General features: G+C 63.7%; 19 protein-coding genes. 14 read left to right on the top strand and 5 right to left on the bottom strand.

Annotated features, from left to right (window positions below; translation table 11 throughout):
* The first annotated feature begins 302 nt into the window (after positions 1-302).
* From VF629_RS10260 to VF629_RS10225, 8 genes are all read left to right on the top strand, one after another.
* A complete protein-coding gene (locus VF629_RS10260) occupies positions 303-2,300 on the top strand; it encodes an FAD-dependent oxidoreductase (RefSeq protein WP_331058388.1) in 1,998 nt (665 codons plus the stop codon).
* 188 nt (positions 2,301-2,488) lie between these two features.
* On the top strand, positions 2,489-3,301 hold the full coding sequence (locus VF629_RS10255) for a helix-turn-helix domain-containing protein (RefSeq protein ID WP_331058387.1): 813 nt from the start codon (positions 2,489-2,491) through the stop codon (positions 3,299-3,301).
* Positions 3,302-3,363: 62 nt separating this feature from the next.
* Entirely contained in the window at positions 3,364-3,993 is a 630-nt protein-coding gene (locus VF629_RS10250; protein WP_331058386.1) for an SDR family oxidoreductase, read from the top strand.
* Positions 3,994-4,011: 18 nt separating this feature from the next.
* Positions 4,012-4,515, top strand: coding sequence for a DUF1772 domain-containing protein (locus VF629_RS10245; RefSeq protein ID WP_331058385.1), 504 nt, complete (start codon positions 4,012-4,014; stop codon positions 4,513-4,515).
* A gap of 63 nt (positions 4,516-4,578) precedes the next feature.
* Positions 4,579-6,186 (top strand): hypothetical protein, encoded by a 1,608-nt coding sequence (locus VF629_RS10240; RefSeq protein WP_331058384.1) that lies wholly within the window; start codon positions 4,579-4,581, stop codon positions 6,184-6,186.
* Positions 6,187-6,209: 23 nt separating this feature from the next.
* Entirely contained in the window at positions 6,210-6,644 is a 435-nt protein-coding gene (locus VF629_RS10235; protein WP_331058383.1) for a hypothetical protein, read from the top strand.
* A gap of 111 nt (positions 6,645-6,755) precedes the next feature.
* Complete coding sequence (locus VF629_RS10230) at positions 6,756-7,115, top strand: hypothetical protein (protein ID WP_331058382.1); 360 nt, start codon at positions 6,756-6,758, stop codon at positions 7,113-7,115.
* A gap of 58 nt (positions 7,116-7,173) precedes the next feature.
* Positions 7,174-7,599, top strand: a complete 426-nt coding sequence (locus VF629_RS10225) for a hypothetical protein (RefSeq protein ID WP_331058381.1) — start codon at positions 7,174-7,176, stop codon at positions 7,597-7,599.
* A gap of 24 nt (positions 7,600-7,623) precedes the next feature.
* On the opposite strand, the gene VF629_RS10220 is transcribed toward VF629_RS10225, so the two are convergent.
* Positions 7,624-8,307, bottom strand: coding sequence for a hypothetical protein (locus VF629_RS10220; protein WP_331058380.1), 684 nt, complete (start codon positions 8,305-8,307; stop codon positions 7,624-7,626).
* A gap of 478 nt (positions 8,308-8,785) precedes the next feature.
* Here VF629_RS10220 and VF629_RS10215 point away from each other — a divergent pair, with 478 nt between their 5' ends.
* From VF629_RS10215 to VF629_RS10205, 3 genes are all read left to right on the top strand, one after another.
* On the top strand, positions 8,786-9,559 hold the full coding sequence (locus VF629_RS10215) for a bacteriorhodopsin (RefSeq protein ID WP_331058379.1): 774 nt from the start codon (positions 8,786-8,788) through the stop codon (positions 9,557-9,559).
* Positions 9,560-9,677: 118 nt separating this feature from the next.
* Complete coding sequence (locus tag VF629_RS10210) at positions 9,678-10,679, top strand: Brp/Blh family beta-carotene 15,15'-dioxygenase (RefSeq protein WP_331058378.1); 1,002 nt, start codon at positions 9,678-9,680, stop codon at positions 10,677-10,679.
* Between the two features lie 225 nt (positions 10,680-10,904).
* The gene (locus VF629_RS10205) at positions 10,905-11,315 is read left to right on the top strand and encodes a hypothetical protein (RefSeq protein WP_331058377.1); all 411 of its coding nucleotides are present in this window, start codon (positions 10,905-10,907) and stop codon (positions 11,313-11,315) included.
* Between the two features lie 18 nt (positions 11,316-11,333).
* On the opposite strand, the gene VF629_RS10200 is transcribed toward VF629_RS10205, so the two are convergent.
* Positions 11,334-12,797 carry an aldehyde dehydrogenase family protein gene (locus VF629_RS10200; RefSeq protein ID WP_331058376.1) on the bottom strand — a complete coding sequence of 488 codons (1,464 nt, stop codon included), beginning with the start codon at positions 12,795-12,797 and terminating at the stop codon, positions 11,334-11,336.
* A 245-nt stretch (positions 12,798-13,042) separates the two neighbouring features.
* Here VF629_RS10200 and VF629_RS10195 point away from each other — a divergent pair, with 245 nt between their 5' ends.
* The 3 genes from VF629_RS10195 to VF629_RS10185 all read left to right on the top strand — a co-directional run bounded on the left by VF629_RS10195 (position 13,043) and on the right by VF629_RS10185 (position 15,939).
* Positions 13,043-14,242 (top strand): phosphatase PAP2 family protein, encoded by a 1,200-nt coding sequence (locus tag VF629_RS10195; RefSeq protein WP_331058375.1) that lies wholly within the window; start codon positions 13,043-13,045, stop codon positions 14,240-14,242.
* A gap of 414 nt (positions 14,243-14,656) precedes the next feature.
* A complete protein-coding gene (locus VF629_RS10190) occupies positions 14,657-15,742 on the top strand; it encodes a hypothetical protein (RefSeq protein ID WP_331058374.1) in 1,086 nt (361 codons plus the stop codon).
* Entirely contained in the window at positions 15,727-15,939 is a 213-nt protein-coding gene (locus VF629_RS10185) for a hypothetical protein (protein ID WP_331058373.1), read from the top strand. Before VF629_RS10190 ends, VF629_RS10185 begins: the two co-directional genes overlap by 16 nt.
* A 129-nt stretch (positions 15,940-16,068) precedes the next feature.
* Here VF629_RS10185 and VF629_RS10180 read toward each other — a convergent pair whose 3' ends face one another.
* The 3 genes from VF629_RS10180 to VF629_RS10170 all read right to left on the bottom strand — a co-directional run bounded on the left by VF629_RS10180 (position 16,069) and on the right by VF629_RS10170 (position 21,948).
* Complete coding sequence (locus tag VF629_RS10180) at positions 16,069-19,998, bottom strand: T9SS type A sorting domain-containing protein (protein WP_331058372.1); 3,930 nt, start codon at positions 19,996-19,998, stop codon at positions 16,069-16,071.
* Between the two features lie 280 nt (positions 19,999-20,278).
* Positions 20,279-20,929, bottom strand: a complete 651-nt coding sequence (locus VF629_RS10175) for a hypothetical protein (RefSeq protein WP_331058371.1) — start codon at positions 20,927-20,929, stop codon at positions 20,279-20,281.
* Positions 20,930-21,078: 149 nt separating this feature from the next.
* Positions 21,079-21,948 (bottom strand): SDR family oxidoreductase, encoded by an 870-nt coding sequence (locus tag VF629_RS10170; RefSeq protein WP_331058370.1) that lies wholly within the window; start codon positions 21,946-21,948, stop codon positions 21,079-21,081.
* Positions 21,949-22,142: the final 194 nt, after the last annotated feature.

Raw genomic sequence — 22,142 nt, 5'->3', positions numbered from 1 at the left:
CCGACCCCTCCCCCGCGGAGAGAAGGCCTGACGAGCTGTAGCGCGGACTTTTAGTCCGCGAGTGGCCCGCGGTCATCCCAATCAAGACGCGGACTAAAAGTCCGCGCTACGGCTGCGCCGCCGTGGCTCCCCTCTCCTGGGGAAAGGGGCAGGGGGTGAGGTCCTGCGAGACTGCGCACGCCAGAGGCTTCGCCGCGCTCTGCATGACGAACGACATACGCGCTTACTTACCCTAAACTACTCGGCACGCCTAACACTTTGCGGAAAATTCCTTACCTTTTACCACCCAAAATTCCCGCGCCATGTTCTCGCTTACCCCCGCTCGTTCTGCTGTCCTTCAAGCCTTAGCCGACACTATCATTCCCGCCCTGCCCGACGGCAGCCCTCCCGGCTCGGCGGGCGTGAACCTGGAAAAGCTGGAAGCCGCCATTCAGGAGCAGCCGCAGGGCGCACAGGCTGAGTTTGGGCAGCTGCTGGACTTGCTGGAGAAGCCACTGCTGGGCCTCACCTGGTTTGGGCCGCTGAAGCCCTTCCGCAAGCTCGAGGCCGCGCAACGCGAGCAGCTGCTCCAAAGCTGGGCCGCCTCCAACGTGCCGCAGCTCCGCAAAGGCTTCCAGGCGCTGCGCAAGCTGTGCACGCTGCTCTACTACGGCGGCAGCATGGCCGAAGTGCCCGCCGCCTGGGGCCGCCTCGGCTACCCTGGGCCCGACGAAAAGCCCGTGGACACGCCCAAGCCCATCCATACCCTGCAACCCACCCGCGACACGGTGTACGAGTGCGACGTGCTGGTAATTGGCAGCGGCGCGGGCGGCGGCGTGGTGGCCGGCGAGCTGGCCCAGGCCGGGCACGACGTGCTGGTGCTTGAAAAAGGCCCCTACTGCCACGGCTGCGACTTCACCCAGCGCGAAGTGGACATGCTGGGCAAGCTCTACGACGCCAAAGGCACGCTCTGCACGCAGGACGGCAGCATTGGCATTCTGGCCGGTTCTTGTTTGGGCGGTGGCACCACCGTGAACTGGGCCGGCTCGTTCCGCACCCCCGACTACGTGCTGCAAGAGTGGGCCCGGGAGCACGACGCGCCGCAGTTCACCACCCTCGCATTCAAGGAAAGCCTCAACGCCGTGGCCCGCACCATCGGCGTGAACACCAACCACACGCGCCACAACGGCCAAAACCAGGCCCTCTGGGACGGCTCGACCAAGCTGGGCCAGGAAGTGAAGCTGATTCCGCGCAACGAAAAAGGCCTCACCGATTCGGACAGTCACTTCCGCAGCCTGGGCTACACCACGCTGGGCGACGCCCACGGCATCAAGCAAGGCACGCTGAACACGTATTTGCTCACCGCTTTTGAGCACGGCGCCCGCATTCTGGCCGACACTAAAGTTGACCGCGTGACCATCGCCAACGGCCGCGTCACCGGCGCTGAAGCCGTGCACACCACCGAGGACGGCCACCGCGTCAACATCATCGTGCGGGCCAAGCGCGTGGTGGTGGCCGGCGGCGCCATCCAGACGCCCGCCCTGCTGCTGCGCTCCGGCCTGAAGCACCCGCACCTGGGCCGCCACCTGCACCTGCATCCCACCGTAGTGGTGGGCGCCCGCTACCCGCACCCCATGAACTCCTGGCACGGTCCCAGCATGAGCGTGGTAAACGACACCTACACCATGCTGCACGGCACCAACTTCGGCGCTAAGCTCGAAACGCCGCCCACCCACCCCGGCCTGCTGAGCATGGTGCTGCCCTGGCTCTCGGGCAAGCAGCACCACGAGCTGCTGCGCGACGCCAGCCACCTGGGCTCCTTCATCGTCCTCACCCGCGACCGCGACGGAGGCCGCGTGACCATCGACAAAAACGGGGCGCCCTTAATTGATTACACGCTCTCAGACTTCGACCGCAGCAACATGCTGGAAGGCGTGCGGGCCGCCGCGCAAATTCACGTGGCTGCGGGGGCCCAATCGGTGTATTTGCCCCATGGCACCTTGCCCACGCTGCACGCCCAGGGCGGCACGCTTCAAAACCCGGAAGTACTCGACAAGCTGCCCCACCTGAGCTGGAAGCCCAACCACTTTGGCCTCTACAGCGCCCACCAAATGAGCACCTGTCGCATGGGCGGCGACCCCGCCACCCACCCGCTCAAAAACAACGGCGAAACCGTGGAAGTCAAGAATCTGTTCGTGGCCGACGGCTCGGCCTTCCCGGCATGCAGCGGCGTCAACCCCATGCTCACCATCATGGCGCTGGCCCATTTTACCGCACAGGGCATGAAGGTGGGCCGGGCCGTCGAAGCCATGACGGCATAGGTTGAATGCCATAGGATGTGAGCCTCTTCGGGACCGGTGAGGCTACCACTTTCCTCGCCAATGCTTATTTTCGATGAGCGTAGGCGCAACCAGCCGTGACGCGGCAGCCAGATACCAGTGAGCCTCCGGCTTGCCATCTCTTGCGGCTTGGGCTGAGCAATTTTCACCGACCACTTCTTTAGTTAGTGATGCACTTCCAGCAAATTGCCCCGCCCGCGCCGCTTCAGCCTTACGTGCAGCATTTCTGGACCCTAGAAAGCGCGGAGCCAGTGCCCCGGTCGTTTTCCACCATCGCCGACGGCTGCCCGGGCCTGATATGGCAGCAGGCAACGGGCGGCATTCGGGACCACGCCGGCAAAACCTGGCCCACGGTGCTGCTCCACGGCCAAGCCACGCAGGCCAGCACCATGCACATCGGCGGACCGTTTCGGATGGTGGGCGCCTGCCTGCACCCAAGCGCCGCCCCGGCCCTCTTCGACCTGCGCGCCGATGAATTGACCGACTCCTGCCTGGACATCGGCTTGCTGGATAACCCCGCACGCGCCCTCACTCACCACTTGAACCCCGATGCTACTCTGCCGCAGCAGCTGGAGCAGCTGTCGGCATACCTGCTGGCGCGGGTGGCGGCCACTTCGCGGCCCGCGGTGCCCGGAGTGCAGCACGCTTTGGCCCGGCTGCAGGCCACACAGGGCCGCGTGTCGCTGCGGGAACTGCAGGAGGAAACGCAATTGTCAGAACGCAGCTTGCAGCGTCGTTTTCAGGAGCAGGTGGGCATTTCGCCCAAACTATTTGCTCGCATTTGCCGGTTTCAGGCCACGTTGCATGAGCTGCGGGCGGCGAGCTACGACAAGCTTTCCGACCTGGCTTTTGAGCACGACTACGCCGACCAGTCGCACCACATTCGGGGCTTCCGGGAGTTTGCCGGCCTCTCGCCACGCCAGTACCTGCACCAGGCGCGGGAAGTGATGCAAAACCTCACCGAGCCGCACCGGAAGGGCTGACGGTTTTGTTCTATTTATTAGAGTGCAGCAAGGGGTGATTTGTAGAAAAAACAACCACTCCTATGAACCTCCTCATTTTCGGCGCCACCGGCGGTACCGGCCGCCAACTCGTCACCCAGGCCTTGGCGCAGGGCCACACCGTCACGGCCTTCGTGCGTCAGCCGGCCAAACTAGCCATCTCCCACGCCAACCTGCGCCTGGCGCAAGGCGACGTGCTGGACTACGCGGCCGTGCAGCAAGCCATGCCGGGCCACGAGGCCGTGCTGTCGGCCCTGGGCGCACCCGCACCCCAAAAAGATGCTTTGCGCTCCGACGGCACCCGCCACATTTTGCGGGCCATGACGGAAGCCGGCGTGCCCCGCTTCATCTGCCTGACCACGCTGGGCATGGGCGACAGCAAAGCCGCGCTGCCCGCCCTTTACAAATACGTGCTGGTGCCGCTGTTTCTGCGGCACGCTTTCGCCGACTCCGAAATCCAGGAGCAGTACATCCGCCAAAGCCCGGTGCAGTGGACCATTGCCCGCCCCGCCACCCTAACCGACGGCCCTCGCACGGGCCAGTACCAGCACGGTTTTCCGGCCACGGCCAAAGGCCTGCGCATGAAAATAGCCCGGGCCGACGTGGCCGATTTCATGCTGCGCCAACTGCACGAGGCCACCTACCTGCGCCAAGCGGCCAGCCTATCTTACTAACGCGCCTCGTTCTGTTTTATGCAAGGCAAAAACCTGATTCTGGCACTAGCCACCGGCACCACGGGCCTAGTAGCCGGGTTATACTACGGCTTCGAGGTAGCCATCAACCCAGCCTTTGCCCGGCTGGCTGACCGCCCCTACATCGAGGCAATGCAGCGCATCAACGTGGCCATTGTTAATCCGCTGTTTGCGCTGGGCTTTTTTGGGGCGCCGCTGCTACTGCCGCTGGCCGCCGGGCTGCACCGCCGGGTGGACGGCCGCCGGTTTTGGCTGCTGGCGGCGGCAACTGGCACTTTTTGGGTCGGCAGCCTCGGCGTCACAGTCGGGGCAAACGTCCCGCTCAATGACCAACTGGCCGCATTTTCCGTCTCCGCCGCCACGACGGCCCAGGCTGCGGCAGCCCGCGCCGCTTTCGCCGGGCCCTGGAACGGCTGGCATTCGGTGCGGACTGTGGCTAGCATTGCTGCGCTGGGGCTGGCTCTGGCCGCGTGCTTGGTGGGGAAGCGTGGCGGTATTGGGTAGGAACGGTTCGGAAAGGGCTTGCGCTGACGCTCAACTACCTTTGGGCGGTGACCAATGGGCCTTATGCGCGCTTTTAATCTGCTACAATCCCGCCGGGCAGTCACCTCGCTGTTTTTTGGCGGCTTGCTGCTGCTGGGGCTGCTGCTCACCCGCGACTACGGCATGGCCTGGGACGAGCCGGCTGAGCGCGAAGCCGGCTACATCAGTTTGCGCTACGTGGCCCAGCGGCTGGCCCCGCAAGTGCTCGAAGCCGGCCACCTGGCCCACTTGCCCGAGCTGCGCACCTACCGCGACGCCGACCACGGCGTGGCCTTCCAGCTGCCGCTGGCCGTGATGGAAGCCGCCTTCGCTCGCCACGACATTCAGGCGGCGTACTGGCTGCGGCATTTTCTCACGTTCAGCACGTTCCTGCTGGGCACGTGGGCGGTGTACCGGCTGGGGCGGGAGCGGTTTGGCAGCTGGCGCTGGGGCTTGGTGGGCGCCGCCATGCTGGTTTTGTCGCCGCGCATCTTCGCCGAGGCTTTCTACAACTACAAAGACCTGGTGTTCATGAACCTGTTCGCGCTGGGCGGGCTCACGCTCACACGGCTGCTGCAGCGGCCCACCGCCGGGCGCGCCATGGTGCACGCGCTGGTCACGGCCCTGGCTTCGGACGTGCGCATCATGGGCGTGTTGTTGCCCATTCTCACGGTGGGGTTTGGGGCGTTGGAAATGTGGGCCCGGCCGGCGCGCCGGCGGGTGCTGGCCCGCACGGTGGCGGTGTATGTGGCGGCCACGGGGCCACTGGTGGTGCTGTTCTGGCCGTACTTGTGGGAGGCGCCCGTGCAGCGGCTGTGGGAGTGCTTCGGCAGCTACCGGCGCTACCGCCAAACCCTGAAGGTGTTCTATCTGGGACAGTTCGAGTCCTGCCAGCGCCTGCCGTGGCACTACCTCTCGGTGTGGCTGCTGGTGACCACGCCGGTGGTGTACTCCTTGCTGTTTTTTGGCGGCGCGGGCACGGTGCTGCGGGCGTTTTTCCGGCAGCCGCGGGCGTTTCTGGGGCGCACCGTGAACCGGCGCGATTTGCTATTTGGGGTGTGGTGCGTGGGGCCGCTGGTGGTCATTGTCCTCATTGGGTCGGTGGTGTACGATGGCTGGCGGCACGTCTACTTCGTCTATCCGGCGTTTGTGCTGGTGGCGGTGCGGGGCCTGTGGGCGGGGGTACGGGCCTGGCAAGCGGCGGCCCCCGCTTCAGCACCCCGACGACTGGGCTGGGCCGCGGCGGGGCTGCTGGCCCTGGGCGTGGCGCACACGGCGTTTCGTCAAGTCAACGACCACCCGCACCAAAACGCCTATTTCAGCTTCTTGCCGGGCCCAACCGCGGCCCGGCTGTTTGAGCGCGACTACTGGGGCATCTCGGCCCGGCAAGGCCTGGCATGGGTGCTGGCGCACGACCGCCGGGCCACGGTGACCCTCAGCGACACGCTGTATTACCGGTACTTTTTGCACAACAATTCCCTCCTACTCTCCGGGGCTGACCGCAACCGCCTTCGCTTGGTGCCCCATCACCAGGCACGATACTTTTTTGGCATGTACCGCTGGCATCCCACGCCCTACGAGGCCTCCTACGGCACGCCCGTTCACGAAATCAAGGTGGCGGGGCTGCCCATTCTCACCGTGTTTCGGCGCTGAGGCTTGGCGGTGTACTTTGCACGATGGGAAAAGCCTTTTCTAAGCGCCCCGGCCGGCCGCTGCTCCTGCTGCTGCCTTTGGGGGCGGTGCTGCTATTTGGCAATTGCGGCGGGGGCGGCGTGCGCGCGGTGGTAACCAGCATGGAAGTCAAACGCCACGAGCGGTTTGGCGCCATCATCGCGCAGCAACGGGCCCATCGGACGGTCGCCCGGCAACAACTGCGCGGTCCGGCGCGCTGGGTTGCCTACCGCCGCCTCGACTCGCTCCACGCGGCTCGCATTGACAGCTTTTTCCACCCTGCCCCGCTCGCCAAATACGAAGAGTACCCTTACCCAAGCGAGCATTACGCCCGGGAACGAGCGAAATACGCCCGCCGCCGCAAGATGACGCGACAGCTGCTCTCGCCCGACAATCGCCCGCTGATTCCGCCCATCCGTGTGTCCATCGACACACGCTGAGCCGCCGTGGCGCCATCAAAGCCAATTTCTTCGCCTGCCCTCAGCCGCGCGCCCCGTCGCTGCTCCGTTGCGGATGTTTCGGCGCTGAGCGCGGGCGGTGTATTTTGCACCATGGAAACTCCAGCGAACCAGCGCGTGAGCTGGCCGCAGCTGTTGCTGCTGCCCTTGCTGGCCGTGCTGCTTTTTGGCAACTGCGGCTTGTCTTCCACCCGAGGATTTTTGCGTGACCTCGGGCCGGAACGACGCGACCGGTTGCGGGCCTTGGTGGTGCAGCGCCAAGCCCTGCGGGCCGCCGCGCGCCAACGCCTGCGCGGCGCGGCCTTGCAAGACGAGTACTTCCGCATCGAAGGAATCATCGATGCCCGGGCCGACAGTTTGTTTCCGTCCGGTACCCCGGCTAAGTTTCGTAACCGGCGCAACAAGATTGACCGCCAACTGCTTCGGGCTCCAGCCGTTTCGGCGCGTCCATAGCCACAGGGGGGCTGATTTGCGTATGCTAGCGCAGGCTACCATCCGGAGCCATCTAGCTATGCTTCGTTATTCTGCTTTTCGGCATCAATTACTAGTTGCCACCACCTTGCTGCTGGCCACCACCAGCTGTTCCGTTTTCCAACGCAAAAAAACCCCGGTGGTCGAAACCGTTCGCACCACCGACTCGCCCGCGCCGCCCACCGCCGCCCGCGACCTGGCCGATGTCATGGGCACGGAGCTCCAGCTCACCCCCGACCAAACCATCCGCGTCCGCAGCATCCTCAACGGTACCCTGGCCGAGTCGAACGCCGCCAAAGAGAAGTACGCCCCCAAATCGCCCCAGCTGCTGGCCGAGCTCAAGCGCATCAACACCGACTCGCAACGGGAACTGCGTACCGTAGTCGGCCCCGCCAAATTCAGCCAGCTGCAAACCAAAGCCACGCAGCAGCGCATTGCAGCCCAAATGCAGCAGCGGCAGAAGTAGCCCGCACGGCATTGCCGCCGCTCTTTAGTGGCGGCGTTGGTAGTTTTCCACCGTTTGCCACAGGCCGGCGTAGCGGCCCACCCGGCGCGTCTGCTGCGGGGTGGAAGGGGCCAGCCGAAAATGAGAAATTCCCTTGGCGCGGTGGTAACGGATGGGGGCCGCCTCCGAGGCCAGCAGGCGCACCGTGTCTTGCCCCAGGGTTTGCCAGCTCAGGCGATGGCCTTCAATTTCTAGCCTCTGCACCAGCCAGCTGTCGTCGCCTGCCTTGGGAACATTAAGGTAGTAGCGGCCCTGAAAGCGGCGCAACTTGCCCGCATTGGGGCCCGCAAGGGTGAAAATCGTGTCCTGGAGCAGCCAACTGTCCCGAACAGAATCTTGGGTTACTAGCCGTACGTAGTGAAGTCGGCCTTTCTCGTCCTGGTACGTGCTGTCTTGGGTGAGGCGGCGTGGCAGCGAATCGAGTTGCCGCCGGTCCAGCGTGATGCTTTGCAGTTCCTGCCGCCACACCGCGGTGCGGCCAACGCACAACGACCTGCTCGAATCGGGGGCGGTGTACACGGCGCGGTGCCGGGCCGGAAAAGCAGCCATGTCTGCTGCCTGCGCCGGGAAGGGTTGTGCAAACGTCACCTCCACTCCACCCTCGCACGCCGTGAGCAGCGCCGCCAGCATGGCCCACCCAGCCCCAGCCAGTCTGCTCGCCTTTCTCATGCCTTTCATGCCGAATGGCTGGCGAAGGTAACCTCCCGTTTGCCGGCTGGGGTCTGTGCTTGTAAGCCCTTCAGCAGCAAAGAGCCAAAGTTGCGCGCCACAGGCGAGCAGGGCGGGCACATGGCCCAAGAACCCGTGAAGACCAGCCGCTGCCTCGTCACCCAACGCCTGGAAGCTGTTTGAGTTAACTAAAACAGCTTCTTCGCGGGAATTGCAGCGAATGGCGGTGCGCCCAATGCGAAGCCCGGCCTCTTTTCTGCGGACTGATTAGGCCCCGCTGTGTGCTGTCAGTAATACTGGCATTCAGGTTTTTCCAATTTATTTTTTGCGGGTCCGCAAACGATTCCTGCTTCCACTGGCTGGAATCGGCCCTGTGCAAATTTTTGTTTATGTTATTGAGCAAATATATTAAACAAAAAATCTTTAAATGTATTTTATCTATCACATTACCCATCCGTTCACTTTAACTCTTTTTCACATGCAAAACGTTTTGCTGGACATCATGAAAATTCCGGTTGACGACCCGATTGCGTTCACCTTTTTCACGGGGTATATGGCCATGGCGGCCGCAGCCGTGTTCTTCTTGTTTGAGCGCAGTACGGTGAGCGATAAATGGAAAACGTCCCTGCTCATTTCTGGGATGATTACCGGCATTGCGGCCGTGCATTACTACTACATGCGCGACTATTACATCACCACGAAGGAAACGCCCGTGGCCCTGCGCTACATCGACTGGACGTTGACCGTGCCGCTGATGGTGGTCGAATTTTACCTGCTGGTGCGGGCGGCGGGGGCCAAAACCAGCCTGCTCTACAAGCTGATACTGGCGGCCGTGGTCATGCTCGTGTTCGGCTACATCGGCGAGGCGTTCACCGACGGCTCGATGCGCCACTCGGTGCTGTGGGGTTCGCTGTCCACGCTGGGCTACGTCTACATTTTGTACAGCGCCTGGTACGGCGAAGTGGCGCAGCTGGCCGCCGCCACCGAGTCGGTGGCCGTGCGCAAGGGCGTGCGCGCGCTGGCGTGGTTCGTGCTGGTGGGCTGGGCCATTTACCCCATTGGCTACATGGCCATGCCCGGCGGCTGGCTCGGGCCCGACGGAGCCAACATCCTGCGCCCACAGGCCCTCGACCTGCTCTACAACATCGCCGACGCCATCAACAAAATCGGTTTTGGTCTGGTCGTTTACGGCATTGCCCGCAGCGAGTCGGCCGTGAAGGTTGCGCCGCCCTCCTACGCGTCGGTGGTGTAGCGGCTACCGCCGGGCCGTGTTAGCCCGCCGAACCTGCTCCATAACAGGCTGAATTTCACTGCCCCGGCCGTGCGGTTCAGCCTGTTTTTCCTTTCTCCCGGCTCTCTTATTTCCCGCCATGCCCTTTCCTGTTGCTCCCGCCGACTGGTTGCGCCGCCGTTACTCCTACGCGGCCGTGCTCGCGCTCACGGGCGTGGGCGTGGCCTTTCCCGCCGCCGCGGGGCTGCTGCTGGGGGTGCCGCTGGCCGTGGGCATGGTGGTGCTGGGCGTGGCCCATGGCGCCTGCGACCAATGGGTGGTGCCCGCTGGCGCGCCCAGCGCGGGCGGGTGGCGGTACTGGCTGCGTTTTCTGGCCGGGTACCTGGGCCTGGCAGCTTTAGTGGGCGTGCTGTGGTGGCAATGGCCGGCCGCCACCGTTGGGCTCTTTTTTGTGCTCACGGTGTGGCACTGGGGCTCGGCCGACGCGCCCGCCGCTACACAGGTGCCCCGGACGTGGTGGCTGGGCCACAGCCTGTTGCGGGGACTGTTCCTGTTTGCCGTGCCCGCCTGGCGCTGGCCCGCCGAAACCGCCGACGTCGTGAACGGCCTGCTCACGTTTGCCGGCGCGCCTACGCTGGGTGCGGCGGCTTTTGCGGGGGGCGTGGCGGGCCTGGGCCTGCTGGTGGGCGGCGGGCACCTGGCGCTGTGGGCGCTCTACGCCCGCCACCGCCGCTGGGCGTGGCTCACCACCGAGCTGGTGGAAGTGGCGGTGCTGGCGGCCCTGTTCGTGGCGGTGCCGCCGCGGCTGTCGGTGGGCGTCTATTTTGTGTTTTGGCACAGCCTGCAGCACGTGCTGCGCATGAACCACTGGCTGGGCTACACCGCTCCCCGCGCCCGGCCCGCCCTGCTGCCGCAGTTGGCTTTTTTCCTACGCCGCGCCGCGCCGCTGCTGCTGGTTAGCTGCGCCGCGCTGCTGGGGCTGGGCTACCTGCTGGCCGGGCGGCTGCCCAATCCGGCGGCGTGGTTTAGCCTGGCGCTGGTGGTGGCCTCGGTGGTCACCCTGCCCCATGCCCTCCTCGTTACGCTGGTGATGGACGCCGGCTACTGGCAGCGCCCGCAGCCCAACGCCACGGCCGGGTAGACAACCGGGCCGGGAACGAATCTTGCATTCGTGCGCAGTGGCCCGTCACGGGCCACGCCAGCGCTTTGCCTGGCAGAAGCCCGCCGGCCTAGGACCGTTTACGGGTCAGTTAATAACGGCGCACGAATTCGCCTTCCGGGTGCCAGAGCCCTTCGTAGCGACTCATCGGCCCCACCAAATGCTTTACTTTGATGGTCCGGCTTCCCTTGCCTTCCCGGCCGCTACATGAGCAACCTGCCCGTTTCTGCCTACCCGAGAGCAGTAAAAATGATTTTTGCAGTGTATTCCATCGGCTTTCTGGTGGGCACTTACACACATAGCGCCGACTTGTTGGAGCGCGGCTTGCTGGCGCACCCGGTTCCGTTGGTCATTGGTGTGTTCTGGAACGTGTTAACCTTACTCGACCCGCTGACGGTCGTGCTGTTGTGGTGGCGGCCAACGCTGGGCATTCGGTTGGCGCTGGCCATAATGGTTGCCGACATCTGCGTCAACACCCATGTGTATCTGGCCGGCTATTTTGGGCCGCCGGTCCCCGGCATGGTTTGGGTGGACCTGTTCCTGCAGGCGTTGTTTGGGTTGTTTATCTTCGTGACAGCACCGTTGGCCTACCAGCTTTTGCGAGCCAAGCAGCACTAAGCCCCGTCATCTTTCTTCTTACAGGTACTTCACCAGCAGCGCCACCAGCTTGCGCACCTTGGGCGTGTAGGGCGGGTACATGGCCTTGATGCCCGTGAAGCCCACGCGCTGGCGCATCACGCCTTTTTCGTTGCTGAACGCCAGGAAGCCCGCGTGGCCGTGCGCTTTGCCGAGGCCGCTGTTGCCCACGCCACCGGTGGGCAGCTCGGGGTGGGCAAAGTGCAGCACCGTCTCGTTGATGCCCGCGCCACCGGCCGAGCTGTTTTCCAGCAAATAGCGGCGGTTGGCCGCGTCGGTGGAAAAAATGTACTGCGCCAGCGGCTTGAGGCGGGCATTGATGTAGTCCGTGGTTTCGCGCAGCGTTTTGAAGGTGAGCACCGGCAGCAGCGGGCCAAATATTTCCTCCTCCAATATGCGGGCGCCGACCGGCACGTCGGTCAGAATGGTGGGCTCGATGTAGTTCTGGGCCGCGTCGAGGGTGCCTCCGGCGGCCACCGTGGCGCCGCGGGTCTGGGCATCTTCGAGCAAGCCGGCGAGGCGGGCAAAATGGTGCTGGTTCACGATGCGGGCCAGAGATTCCGACTGTTGAATGCCGGCCCCATCGGGGTTGTAGGCGCGCTGAATAGCGGCGGTGAGCTCGCGCAGCAAAGCGGGTTGCACGCTCTCCTGCACCAGCAGGTAGTCGGGCGCCACGCAGGTCTGGCCGTTGTTGAGGAATTTTCCCCACACAATCTTCTCGGCGGCGTCGCGCAGGTCGGCGGTGGCGTCCACCACGGCTGGGTTCTTGCCACCCAGCTCCAGGGTGAGGCCGCTGAGGTGCTGGGCGGCGGCGCGCATCACAATCTTGCCCACTTCGGGGCTGCCGGTGAAGAAAATGTGGTCCCAGGGCAGCTTGAGCAGGTCAGTGGCTACCTCTTTGTCGCCTTGCAGCAGCAGCACTTCTTCGGGCCGAAACAGCTCCTCGCACAGGCGCTGCAGCAGCGCGGAGGTGGCTGGCGTTTGCTCGGCGGGTTTGATGACCACGGCGTTGCCGGCCGCAATGGCCGAAATCAGCGGCCCCACGGCCAGGTAAAACGGGTAGTTCCAAGGCGAAATGATGAGCACCACGCCCTTGGGCTCTATTTGCACCCACGACCGGGTGCCAAACAGCGCCAGCGACGTGCCCACCCGGCGCGGCGCCATCCACTGCTTGAGGTGCTTGATGGTGTGTTTCAGCTCCACCAATGAGGTCCAGATTTCGGTCAGGTCGGTTTCCGTGGCCGGCTTGCGGAAGTCGGCGTACAGCGCGTCCTGAATGGCCGTGCGGTTGGCGTGCAGCCAGTTTTGGAGCTTTTGCAGGCGTGCGCGGCGAGCCGCCACGCCTTCGGCCCGCAGCGCCGGCGCGTGCTGCCGCAAGGCAGCAAACTGCGCCTGAAACGGGTTGGTGACCGACGGAGCGCCCGCCGCAGAATCGACCGCGGGCCCGGAAACAGCAGGTTGCATATGGAATAGGAAAGGCGAGCCGACCAGCAAGGCCGCGGTTTGCAGAAAGGTACGCTAGGGCTACAACAAATGGAGTGGTCATTCGTCAGCACTTGCGGCCCTGCCTCAACATTACCCCGGCGCAACGCCGGTGTTACCTTTGCGGGTTGCTCCGCCGTTTCGGCCAGCCAATTATTCGTTTAGTATGCTTCTTCGCTTTCGTCTCGCGCGCTGGCGGCCCTGCTATTTTTAGTGTTACACGTTTCGTGAAATCTCGTTGTCGTTGCCGCGCCACACTATTATCGGTCGCGCTGTTAGCCAATCTGCTTCTTGGTACCGCCAGCTTTGCTACTGCCCTGCGGCCCCATGCCGCTCGGCCAGACACGGCCGTAGCAGCCTCGGCGCGGGTAGTGGCCGACACGGCCGTGGTGGCCGCCAAGGATTCGGTGAAGGCCGTGGCTCCCAAGCGCCAGCCTTTTCCCGCCGATACCGTGCCGCACGCCCGCAATGCCCAGGGCCGCATTTCGGAGTACACCGTGGCCCCCGGCGTGGCCTGGCACTACGACAAGCCCAAGCCCTTTCGGTGGCTGCTGCACATTCCGCGCGATTTCGGTCAGTTTCCGGGCTACGCGTTTCGCAAGGAAAACGTGAGCACGCTGAGCGGCTTGGTGGCAAGTTCGGTGGTCTTGTGGGTCGCCGACCAAGTCCTGCTGGAAGGTGCCCAGGACTTTGGCCGGGTGCTGGGGCTCAAGGCCAAGAGCACCCAAAAAACCCTGGTCAACATTCCGTTTCGGGTGGGCAGCACCAACCTGCCGCTTGAGTTCAACGTGCCCGACAACCTCAACAGCACGTTCTATTACCTCGGTGACGGCTGGACCCACTTGAGCATTGCTTCCGGCTTCTGGATGTACGGCGGCCTCCGGAAAGACAACCGCGCCCTGCAAACCTCCAGCCAGCTCGGCGAGGCCATATTGAGCACCGGCCTGGTGGTGCAAGCACTCAAGCGCATCACCGGCCGGCAGAGCCCCTTCGTGGCCACCAAAGAGCGCGGCGAGTGGCACCTGTTCCCGTCCTACAGCCGCTACCAAAGCTTCGTCCCGAACTACGACGCCTTCCCCACCGGCCACTTGGCCACGGCCATGGCCACGGTCACGGTCATCGCCGACAACTACCCCGAACACCGCTTCATTCGCCCCTTGGGCTACTCGCTGATGGGCCTGCTGGGCTACTCCATGCTCAACAACGGCGTACACTGGGCTTCCGACTACCCCATCGGCATCGCGCTGGGCTACGCGTTTGCCAAAATTGCGGTTCGCAACGGCCGCACCCGCGTGGAAGCTCCGCTGAGCTCGCCGGGCACCGGCTTGGCGCCCCCGCCCAAGCCGCAGCGCTGGTACCGTCAGGGCCGGTTTTCGCCTTACTCCTCCGGTCCGTTCACGGGAGCCTCCTGGAAACTAAGCTGGTAAGGCTCCGTTTCGCGGCTTACTTCCCTCGAAAGGCCTGGCTCAACCGCCTTAGGGCCTAACAAAATTTTGGCAATTGCAGGGCCTTACGAAACCCTAAAATGGGCTGGTTTTGCTGCGCCAATCAAGGTAGTGGTGCAAGTCAGCCGCAACGTGTGAGGGCCGCCAGCGGGCAAGTGCAATTGCCGAGCTCAAGCAAGCACAACAGTCAAATAATCTGCGCTTTGGAACCCACCACCGTCCATAAGGAGAGTGCGGCATTTTGCACTTAAACCGGACGTGTTTTTCGAGATTACTGAAAAACAATTGCATTTATGGATATACAAGATTTCTAATTAGACTTTTCTATGCGTCGCAGCAGGTGCGTTTGTCGAAGTGGGTTTACCTTTCAGCAACCCTAACCATACTACCTCATCTATGAAATTACAATCTATTACACTTGCACTGCTGTGCAGCGGCATGGGATTTTTCCTCTCGTCCTGTGAGAAAAATGACGCCACACTTCAGCCCAAAGATGCCCTGACAGCGGTTGCATCCAGCAACGCCACCGCGACCAGCAGCGACGTGCAAGTAAACTCGGGACTGCTGAAGGGCGTGACGCTCGACTGCTCCTTCGAGGCCTACACCCAAGCCGTTCTGAACGGCTACAGCAGCAACGCCGTGCTGCCCAGCGCCTGCTCCCCCACGGCATTGGACGGGGTGGTAAGTTCCTACGTGCAGCCATTTGGCGCGTTGGAGCGCCAGTGGTACAGCACCTTGGCCACCCTCAACCAATACTACAGCTACGTTGATACTTCGACGCCTTACTTCGGCGTGAACGGCGAATTGACCCAAGTGGCCACCAAGTACAAGCGCGACCTGGAGTCGTTCTGGAACATGCCCAACGAGGTGGACCTGCACGGCCAGCACACTGCCAACCTGCAAAACCGCGACGCCATTGCCACTGCCTACATCGAGCTGGTGGGCCGCACCACGGCCGTGGCCTACGCAAACGCCGACTTTCTGATTGCGAACGTGGTAACTCCCAGCACCGTCTTCAAGACGACGCCCTTGCTGTCGTTCGACGGCTTTGCCACCACGGGCGGCAGCACCGCCACCGGCAAAGTCATCGGCAACCTGATTGTGATTGGCGACGGCATCCTGCAGGCCATGACGGCCACGTCGAGCCCAAAGTGGCTTTCGGCGGCATCCTGGCCCACGAATGGGGCCACCAGGTGCAATTCAACAACTACACCGCCTGGTACGGCCCGCGGGTGGATACTCCCGAGCAAACCCGCAAGACGGAGCTGGAAGCCGACGTGTTTGCCAGCTACTACCTCACCCACAAGCGCGGCGCCACCTACAACTGGAAAAGCGCGGCTGAATTCTTTGAGCTGTTCTTCAACATCGGCGACTGCAGCTTCACGTCGGCCGGCCACCACGGCACCCCGACGCAGCGCTTGGCTGCTTCCCGCCTCGGCTGGATTATCGCCCAGGAGACCATGCCCATGGGCCACATCCTGACCGCCGAAGACGTACACTCGCTGTTCATTGCCTCGCTGCAAAGCATCATCGACAACAAAATCGACAGCTCCGCCGCTTTGGCCAGCCTGAAAACCCCGCAGCTGAAAGCCATTTACGGCAAAGTGAAGCAGCGTGAGCAGGAGCTCAAAGGCATCGCGAACGGCACCTTGAGCCCCGGCGCGGTTAAGAACCTGTAAGCACAGGCCGTTTATTGAACCAAAAAAAGCCCCGCTTCTGCGGGGCTTTTTTTGTGGGTTTGCGGCGGCCAAAAGCCGCGTGCGGAACGGCAGAGAGCTCATGATAGAGCCGCGGGTGGCAGCGCTTCACTATTCCACCACCAAGCGCCGGCTCACGGTACCCACCGCGGTGAGCACCCGCACAATGTATAAGCCGGGAGCCAGGCCGACGAGCGACAAGTCCAGCATTTCGGGGGCAGCAGGCCCGAAACGATGCTGTCCCACCGTTTGGCCCAGGGTGTTGAGAATGGTCACGGTGGTTGCTTGCCGGGCACGCAAGGCCCGGGGTACTACTAATGAGGCTTGGTGATGGGCTGGGTTTGGAGCCAGGCTCACGAGCGCCGCCAGAGCGGCCGTAGCCGTAGCCAGCACCAGCGTTTGTTTCGAGAATACAACGCTGTAACGCCCCACCAAAGGCACTCCGGCGGCCAATGGCACTGCCGTAACGGGCGTTGTCGCCAGGTTGGTGTAAGTGCCACCGACAGCGTCCAGCAAGTAGGCGCGGTAGCCGGCGGGAAGGTTGGCCAGGGCATCAACGGCTAGCTGGTAGGTGCCTGCCGTGGCGGCGCTCATCTGCAAGGGTACCGCTACGTTGGTGCTGTCCAGGACCGGCAGGCCGTTGATGCTGAAGGCCTCTGCTCCGCTGGTCGAGGTTAAGGCCAGCGGCTGGCCGGTACTGGCCAAGTAGAGGGCGTCGTAGCTAGGGTCGTGGGTTTCCGTGGCGCCATCCTGAAAGTAGATGGCTGTTTGGTGGGCCAACGTACCGGCGCCGTTGCGCAGGGCCAGCACGAGCCGCGGCCGGGTTTCGGCAACGCCTCCATGCCCGGAAGTCGAATCGGGTGTCGTGAGCAGGATAGCCGGGGTTAAGGACACCAAACCGCTGGTTGAGACAAGACGCCTGCGCACGAAATAAGCCTGCCCCACCGGCACGACGTTGGTGCCCCCGTTCACGCTAATGCCGGCCAAGGTATCTTGCTTCGGTAGGTAGCTGGAATACGCCCCCGCGTAAGGCCCGTTGCTTTTGAAGAGGTAGAGCGCTTTGTTAACAGTGGCCAAGTAATTGCCCACTCCGGCCCTCATGACAAGGTCCCAGTCGAGCGGCGCAGCGTAGGGATTTCCCAACAAATGCCACCCGGCGTCGGCGGCGGGGCCTCGCGCCAAGCCGGACTTTGAGAACCGCGTGGTTGTGACGGCCGGCCCGTTAAAACTCAGCGTGGCATTGCCCGGCATGTGCACCGCGTAGCCGCTGCCCGCCACCAAAGGTTCCGTCAGGGTCGCGGGCGACAGCCAGCCTTGGTCGAACCCGACCGGCCCCGGTACTCCGGTCATGCCAATGCGTGCCTGGTTGTAGCGCAAAACGGTGGGAGCAGGCGTGACGGCGCTGCCCTGGGTGTTGAACAACGGATTGACCACCGGCGCGAACGAGGCCGTGGCAAAGCTGCTGACCGTGCCGCCCGCCACCGGCGCTGAGAGCTGGCGGTGACTCACTCCGGCGTTGCTGCCATCGACGTACACTTCCACCCGCACATTGCCGGTGTACGCCCCCAGCGTGAGCGCGCGGCCCACGGCGGGGACGACGGGCGTCATTCGGGCTTGCTGCCCGGGCCCGGCACGCAGCGTCAGCTGCCCGTTGGTGATGATGGTGGCCGGATTCAGCACCTGGCCCAGCACGTGGACGGGCCCATTCAGGACCAGCGTTTCCGCGGCGCCGTCAATGGCCAAAACACCCACCGCCACAGGAGCCGTGCTGGTGATGGTGTGCTCGAGGCGAAAGGTTGTGGCCGTGGGGTCGTTGGCAAATGTCAATTTGCCCCGCTGGCTGCACAACAACGTGCCGCCCGTGGCTGCAAAATGCCCCATCAGGTTCACTTCGGCGTAATTGCCAACGGTGAGGGACGTGCCGGCCGGCAGCACCACCCCCGACTCCGGCGTGGCGTGGTCGGGCAGCAGCAGGCGGCCACCGGGAGCCGCGGCCGTGCCCGGCGCCAGGGCCAGAGTGGTTGCCGGCAAGCCAGCGGCTGGCTGTAGTTGCACGGTGGTGCGCACCTGAAGGCTACCGGCTGCGGCAACGGTCAGTTGCGCTTGCGGAGCCAGCACCAACGCCCGCACGGTAGCGGCCACGGCCACGCGGGGCGCGAAAGGCGTCGCCGCCGCAATCGTGACCACGTCGTAGGTGGTGGGCACGGCGCCAGTGCTCCAGTTGGCAGCGGTGTTCCAGTCGACGCTCTGGGTGCCTTGCCAGGTGATGTTCGCGCTGGGCGTTACCGTCGTGAAGTCAACAAATACCCCTTGGCTCAAATTGTAGTACGACCCGGAGGCTCCCGTCGTCAGTTGGCGGGCCCGCACCAGGTAGGTGGATGTGCCGGGCAGCGGGGCCGGGTCCGTGAAGGTGAGGGCCGCAGTGGGCTGCGGCGTGAGGCGGAAGAACGGCCCGGCCGGGGTGTTGGCGCGGTACACGTAGTAGCCGGCGCCGGCGTCGGGGCTGGCGGCCCAGGCCAAATTGGCTTGGCCCGCGCTGGCCGTGGCGGTGAGCGCAGCGGGAGGCGCCACCACGTGCTGGCGCAGGGTGGGGTCGCCCATCAGGGCCACGTGCACCGACCGAGCGCCAAACATTCCCCGGGAGCCAAAACTGCCGTTCTGCGACAGCCGGGTGCAGTAGCCAATGGTTTCGCCCATGCCCATGTGGCAAAAAGACCAATCGGGCCGCCCCGCCCAGCAGTTAGTCAGGGCGTAGCCTTCGGCCGCCAGGGGCGCGCGCAGCACGTTGTTTTCGTTGTCCCAATCGCCAAAATAGCTGCCGAAGGACATGTTGAAGACGCTTTTCACCGGCCCGGCCGCGTAATCAGCGGTGCTCGCAACCCCCGCAATGGTGGTGTAGCTGCCGGCGCCGCAGCCGTAGGCCCAGGCGTAGTCCTGGGTGCGCAGGGTGCTGAGGTAATCCGCGGCCACCACGTTGGCAGCCCCACACAGCGGAGCAAAATTGCGCCAGCCGTTGTTGGCAAAATCTTCGCCAGTGCTCAGCCCAAAATTGTCATCCACCAACCCGCGCTGGGCCACGGCGAATACTTTGTGGCGGTAGTCGTGGTCCTTCTGCAAGTAGCGCCGCAGCAAGTCCCGCTCGGGCAAGCCAAAGGCGGGCATGTTGGCCAGGTCGATGCGCCCGATTTGCAGTCTCACCTCAGCCGGCAAATCGGACTGGTCGAATTTGCCGTCGCCGGGAGCGTTGCGGTTGGCGGGGCGGCTCGCGCCAACGTTGGTGCCGATGTCGGTCCAGGTGGCATTCAAGTCCCCGTAGTAGGCATCGGCCGGCCAAGCGCCGTCGTGGTCGGGGTGCCCGTCGGGGGAGATGTTGCCGGAGTACGGCACGGCCACGTGCCCCAGCAGCAGCACGGCCTGCACCAGCATTTGAGAGGCCGCATAGTCGGCCCGGATGAGGGCGCGCACCTGCGGCGGCGGCATGGTGGGCGCCACGTCGTGGCGCAGCACGCGCCAGCCGTCGCCCACCAAGTCGCGCTGCAACCGCTCGATGTCGGCGGCCAAATACGCGGCGTGGGTAGAATCGACCACCAGCACCAGCACGCCCCGGCTTTCGACGGCGGCAGCCTCGATGCCGGCTACTACGAACCCCAGCCCTCGCTCTCCATTGCTCCTTTTGCTGAGGGCGTACTGGTAGGTAGTGCCCAGGGCGGCGCTGTTGTCAATAAATTCAACCGCGGTGCCCGGCAACGAGGCCAGGTTTACGCTTGGCAGACCAGCCTGGTCCTTTGTCGTGCGGGAAATGCTGTAGCTGGTAGCCTGCGCATCGGCGGGCCAGGTTAGCTTAATGCGGGCCGGGCCGGTCAAGCCCACGGCGCTGACCTGGATTGCCAGATTTTCCATCGTCGCCTGGGCCTGGGTTCGGCCGGCCACGGCGAGCAACGCCCCCGCCAACGCCCACAGCCGCAGCCAGCCAGAAGCGCGGTAAAAAGGTCGGCCCGTAGCTTCTCCGCTCCGATTATAAACTCCCGCTGTGGTGACCATGAAAAGGCTAAAATTAAACTCCGCGTATTAGCCTGCAAACTACAACCTCCTAGGTGTTTAAACTGAATAAACCGGTATTGGAAAGTTGTTAAGTCCCGCTTGAATAATAAGAGTTTGCATCCCACTGCTGTGGAGGACGCGCAGCGCATGGCCATCGATTAGGAGCACCCAAGCATCGACCCAACCAAAGCCGAGACACCAACCTGCCCCAGGTACGGCCACAAAAAAGGCCCGCTCCAACGTTGAAGCGGGCCTTTTTCGCGTAAAACGCAGTCGCCGTTTAGTCGAACAGCGGCTTCTTCACCTTGCGGTTGCCGTCTTCGTCGGTTTTGATTTTGGTGCCGTCGGCCAGCTTCACTTTGCGCGAACCGTCGTCGTCCACCTTCACTTTGGCGTCGTTCATGTACTTGGTTTTGCGGTCGCCGTCGCCTTCGCGCTCCAGCTTCTTAATGGCCGTGCCCTGGCTCACGCCGTTGGCGCGGCGCGCGGGGCTCACGCGGGCCGGCGCCAGCGAGTACGGGCCGTCGCCGTATGAAGCGCGGTTCGAGGAGTAGGTGTTGTAGTACTCCGGGTTGTTGAGCGTGGTGCGCACCTCCTCATCGGCCTGGTCGTTGACCTGGCGCACGGCGGCGTAGCGGCCGGTGGTGTCAGTGGCGTACCGGGTTTCGAGTTCGCCCAAGCGGCGGCCGCGGGTGTAGTACGTCTTTTCGATGCGGGTCACCACCACGGTGTCGGTCAGCTTGAGGTCTTCGGCCACCCGGGCCGAGAGGCGGCGGGCGTCGTCGTAAGCAGCCAAGGTATCAGAGGTTACGACGGCGGTGTTCGAGTCGGTTGTGGGCGTGGTCGTGACGGTCTCCGTCGTCTTTTCTTGCGAGCAGGCCGCAGTGGCCAGCGAGGCAGCGGCCAGCAGGCCGAACAATTTATGGTTCATGTAAGCGGGATTTTAACTACATAAAAACGGCCATTTAGCCATTTTTATGGCCTGATACGGTGGCGCTTGTTGCGAGGTTCGCGCCCCGGATTTCGGCACAGCTTGGTGAGGCAGAAACGCACGATTGTGTTCCTGCCTCACTGTGGCCTTTAGGCGTTTACCACCGAGCCGCCATTGGGGTGCAGCGTTTGGCCCGAGAAATACGAGGCGTCTTCCGAAGCCAGGAACACGTAGGACGGGGCCACTTCTGAGGGCTGACCGGCGCGGCCCATGGGCACGTCGTGGCCAAAAAGCGGCAGTTTCATGAGTCCCACGCCCGTGATGAACGGCGTCCAAATAGGCCCCGGCGCCACCGAGTTCACCCGAATACCTTTCTTGATGAGCTGCAACGACAAGGCCCGCGTGAAGGCCGTGATGGCGCCCTTGGTGGAGGTGTAGTCGAGCAGCATCTCGTTGCCCTTGAAGCCGTTCACCGACGCCGTGTTGATGATGGAGTCGCCCTCGGTGAGATGCGGCAGCGCGGCCCGCGTGATGCGGAACATGGCAATGATGTTGAGGTTGAAGATGCTGTCCAGCTCCTCGTCCTTGATTTCTTCGAGCGTGTCGTGCCAGTTCTGCTCGGCGGCGTTGTTCACCAAGATGTTCAGCCCGCCCAGCTCGGCCACCGTGCGGTCCACTATTTCCTTGCAGAAAGCGGGGTGCTTGAGGTCGCCGGGCAGCAGCAGGCAGCGGCGGCCGTGGCCCACCACTATCTCCTGCACTTTTTCGGCGTCCTGCTGCTCGGTGGGAAAGTAGCTGATGGCCACGTCGGCGCCCTCTACGGCAAAGTGCACGGCCACGGCGCGCCCGATGCCGGAGTCGCCGCCCGTGATGAGGGCCACCTTGCCCTTGAGCTTGTCGGCGCCCTTGTAGCCTTCCCGAATGAACTCGGGCTCGGGCGTCATCTTGTATTCGAGGCCGGGCTTGCCGGCGCCCGCGTCCTGGCTTTGGGGCGGGAAAATGGTGGGTTTGTCAGACATAAAACGCAGCGGTTGGGAAAGGATGAGCTTTTCCTAACGGTTCCGGCCAAGGCGGGTTGCCCGGCGCAGGATTTAGCATACGCTTGGCTAACCCGCTGCGCTAAAGCCCGTAAAACCCTAACTGTCACCTAATGCCCTCATTTTTCTCTACCTGGTCATTTACCACAACGGCGCGGTTTGGGTGGCAACACCGG

The organism is Hymenobacter sp. (assembly GCF_036388155.1).
Taxonomy (GTDB): Bacteria; Bacteroidota; Bacteroidia; order Cytophagales; family Hymenobacteraceae; genus Hymenobacter.
The sequence above is the reverse complement of the archived record's forward strand: the minus strand, read 5'-3'. Positions and strand labels throughout refer to the sequence as shown.

What these genes read in the sequence shown, in the direction of transcription:
- VF629_RS10260 (WP_331058388.1), top strand. Translation starts at nt 303, where the DNA reads ATGTTCTCGCTTACCCCCGCTCGTTCTGCTGTCCTTCAAGCCTTAGCC.
- VF629_RS10255 (WP_331058387.1), top strand. Translation starts at nt 2,489, where the DNA reads ATGCACTTCCAGCAAATTGCCCCGCCCGCGCCGCTTCAGCCTTACGTG.
- VF629_RS10250 (WP_331058386.1), top strand. Translation starts at nt 3,364, where the DNA reads ATGAACCTCCTCATTTTCGGCGCCACCGGCGGTACCGGCCGCCAACTC.
- VF629_RS10245 (WP_331058385.1), top strand. Translation starts at nt 4,012, where the DNA reads ATGCAAGGCAAAAACCTGATTCTGGCACTAGCCACCGGCACCACGGGC.
- VF629_RS10240 (WP_331058384.1), top strand. Translation starts at nt 4,579, where the DNA reads ATGCGCGCTTTTAATCTGCTACAATCCCGCCGGGCAGTCACCTCGCTG.
- VF629_RS10235 (WP_331058383.1), top strand. Translation starts at nt 6,210, where the DNA reads ATGGGAAAAGCCTTTTCTAAGCGCCCCGGCCGGCCGCTGCTCCTGCTG.
- VF629_RS10230 (WP_331058382.1), top strand. Translation starts at nt 6,756, where the DNA reads ATGGAAACTCCAGCGAACCAGCGCGTGAGCTGGCCGCAGCTGTTGCTG.
- VF629_RS10225 (WP_331058381.1), top strand. Translation starts at nt 7,174, where the DNA reads ATGCTTCGTTATTCTGCTTTTCGGCATCAATTACTAGTTGCCACCACC.
- VF629_RS10220 (WP_331058380.1), bottom strand. Translation starts at nt 8,307, where the DNA reads ATGAGAAAGGCGAGCAGACTGGCTGGGGCTGGGTGGGCCATGCTGGCG.
- VF629_RS10215 (WP_331058379.1), top strand. Translation starts at nt 8,786, where the DNA reads ATGCAAAACGTTTTGCTGGACATCATGAAAATTCCGGTTGACGACCCG.
- VF629_RS10210 (WP_331058378.1), top strand. Translation starts at nt 9,678, where the DNA reads ATGCCCTTTCCTGTTGCTCCCGCCGACTGGTTGCGCCGCCGTTACTCC.
- VF629_RS10205 (WP_331058377.1), top strand. Translation starts at nt 10,905, where the DNA reads ATGAGCAACCTGCCCGTTTCTGCCTACCCGAGAGCAGTAAAAATGATT.
- VF629_RS10200 (WP_331058376.1), bottom strand. Translation starts at nt 12,797, where the DNA reads ATGCAACCTGCTGTTTCCGGGCCCGCGGTCGATTCTGCGGCGGGCGCT.
- VF629_RS10190 (WP_331058374.1), top strand. Translation starts at nt 14,657, where the DNA reads ATGAAATTACAATCTATTACACTTGCACTGCTGTGCAGCGGCATGGGA.
- VF629_RS10185 (WP_331058373.1), top strand. Translation starts at nt 15,727, where the DNA reads ATGGGCCACATCCTGACCGCCGAAGACGTACACTCGCTGTTCATTGCC.
- VF629_RS10180 (WP_331058372.1), bottom strand. Translation starts at nt 19,998, where the DNA reads ATGGTCACCACAGCGGGAGTTTATAATCGGAGCGGAGAAGCTACGGGC.
- VF629_RS10175 (WP_331058371.1), bottom strand. Translation starts at nt 20,929, where the DNA reads ATGAACCATAAATTGTTCGGCCTGCTGGCCGCTGCCTCGCTGGCCACT.
- VF629_RS10170 (WP_331058370.1), bottom strand. Translation starts at nt 21,948, where the DNA reads ATGTCTGACAAACCCACCATTTTCCCGCCCCAAAGCCAGGACGCGGGC.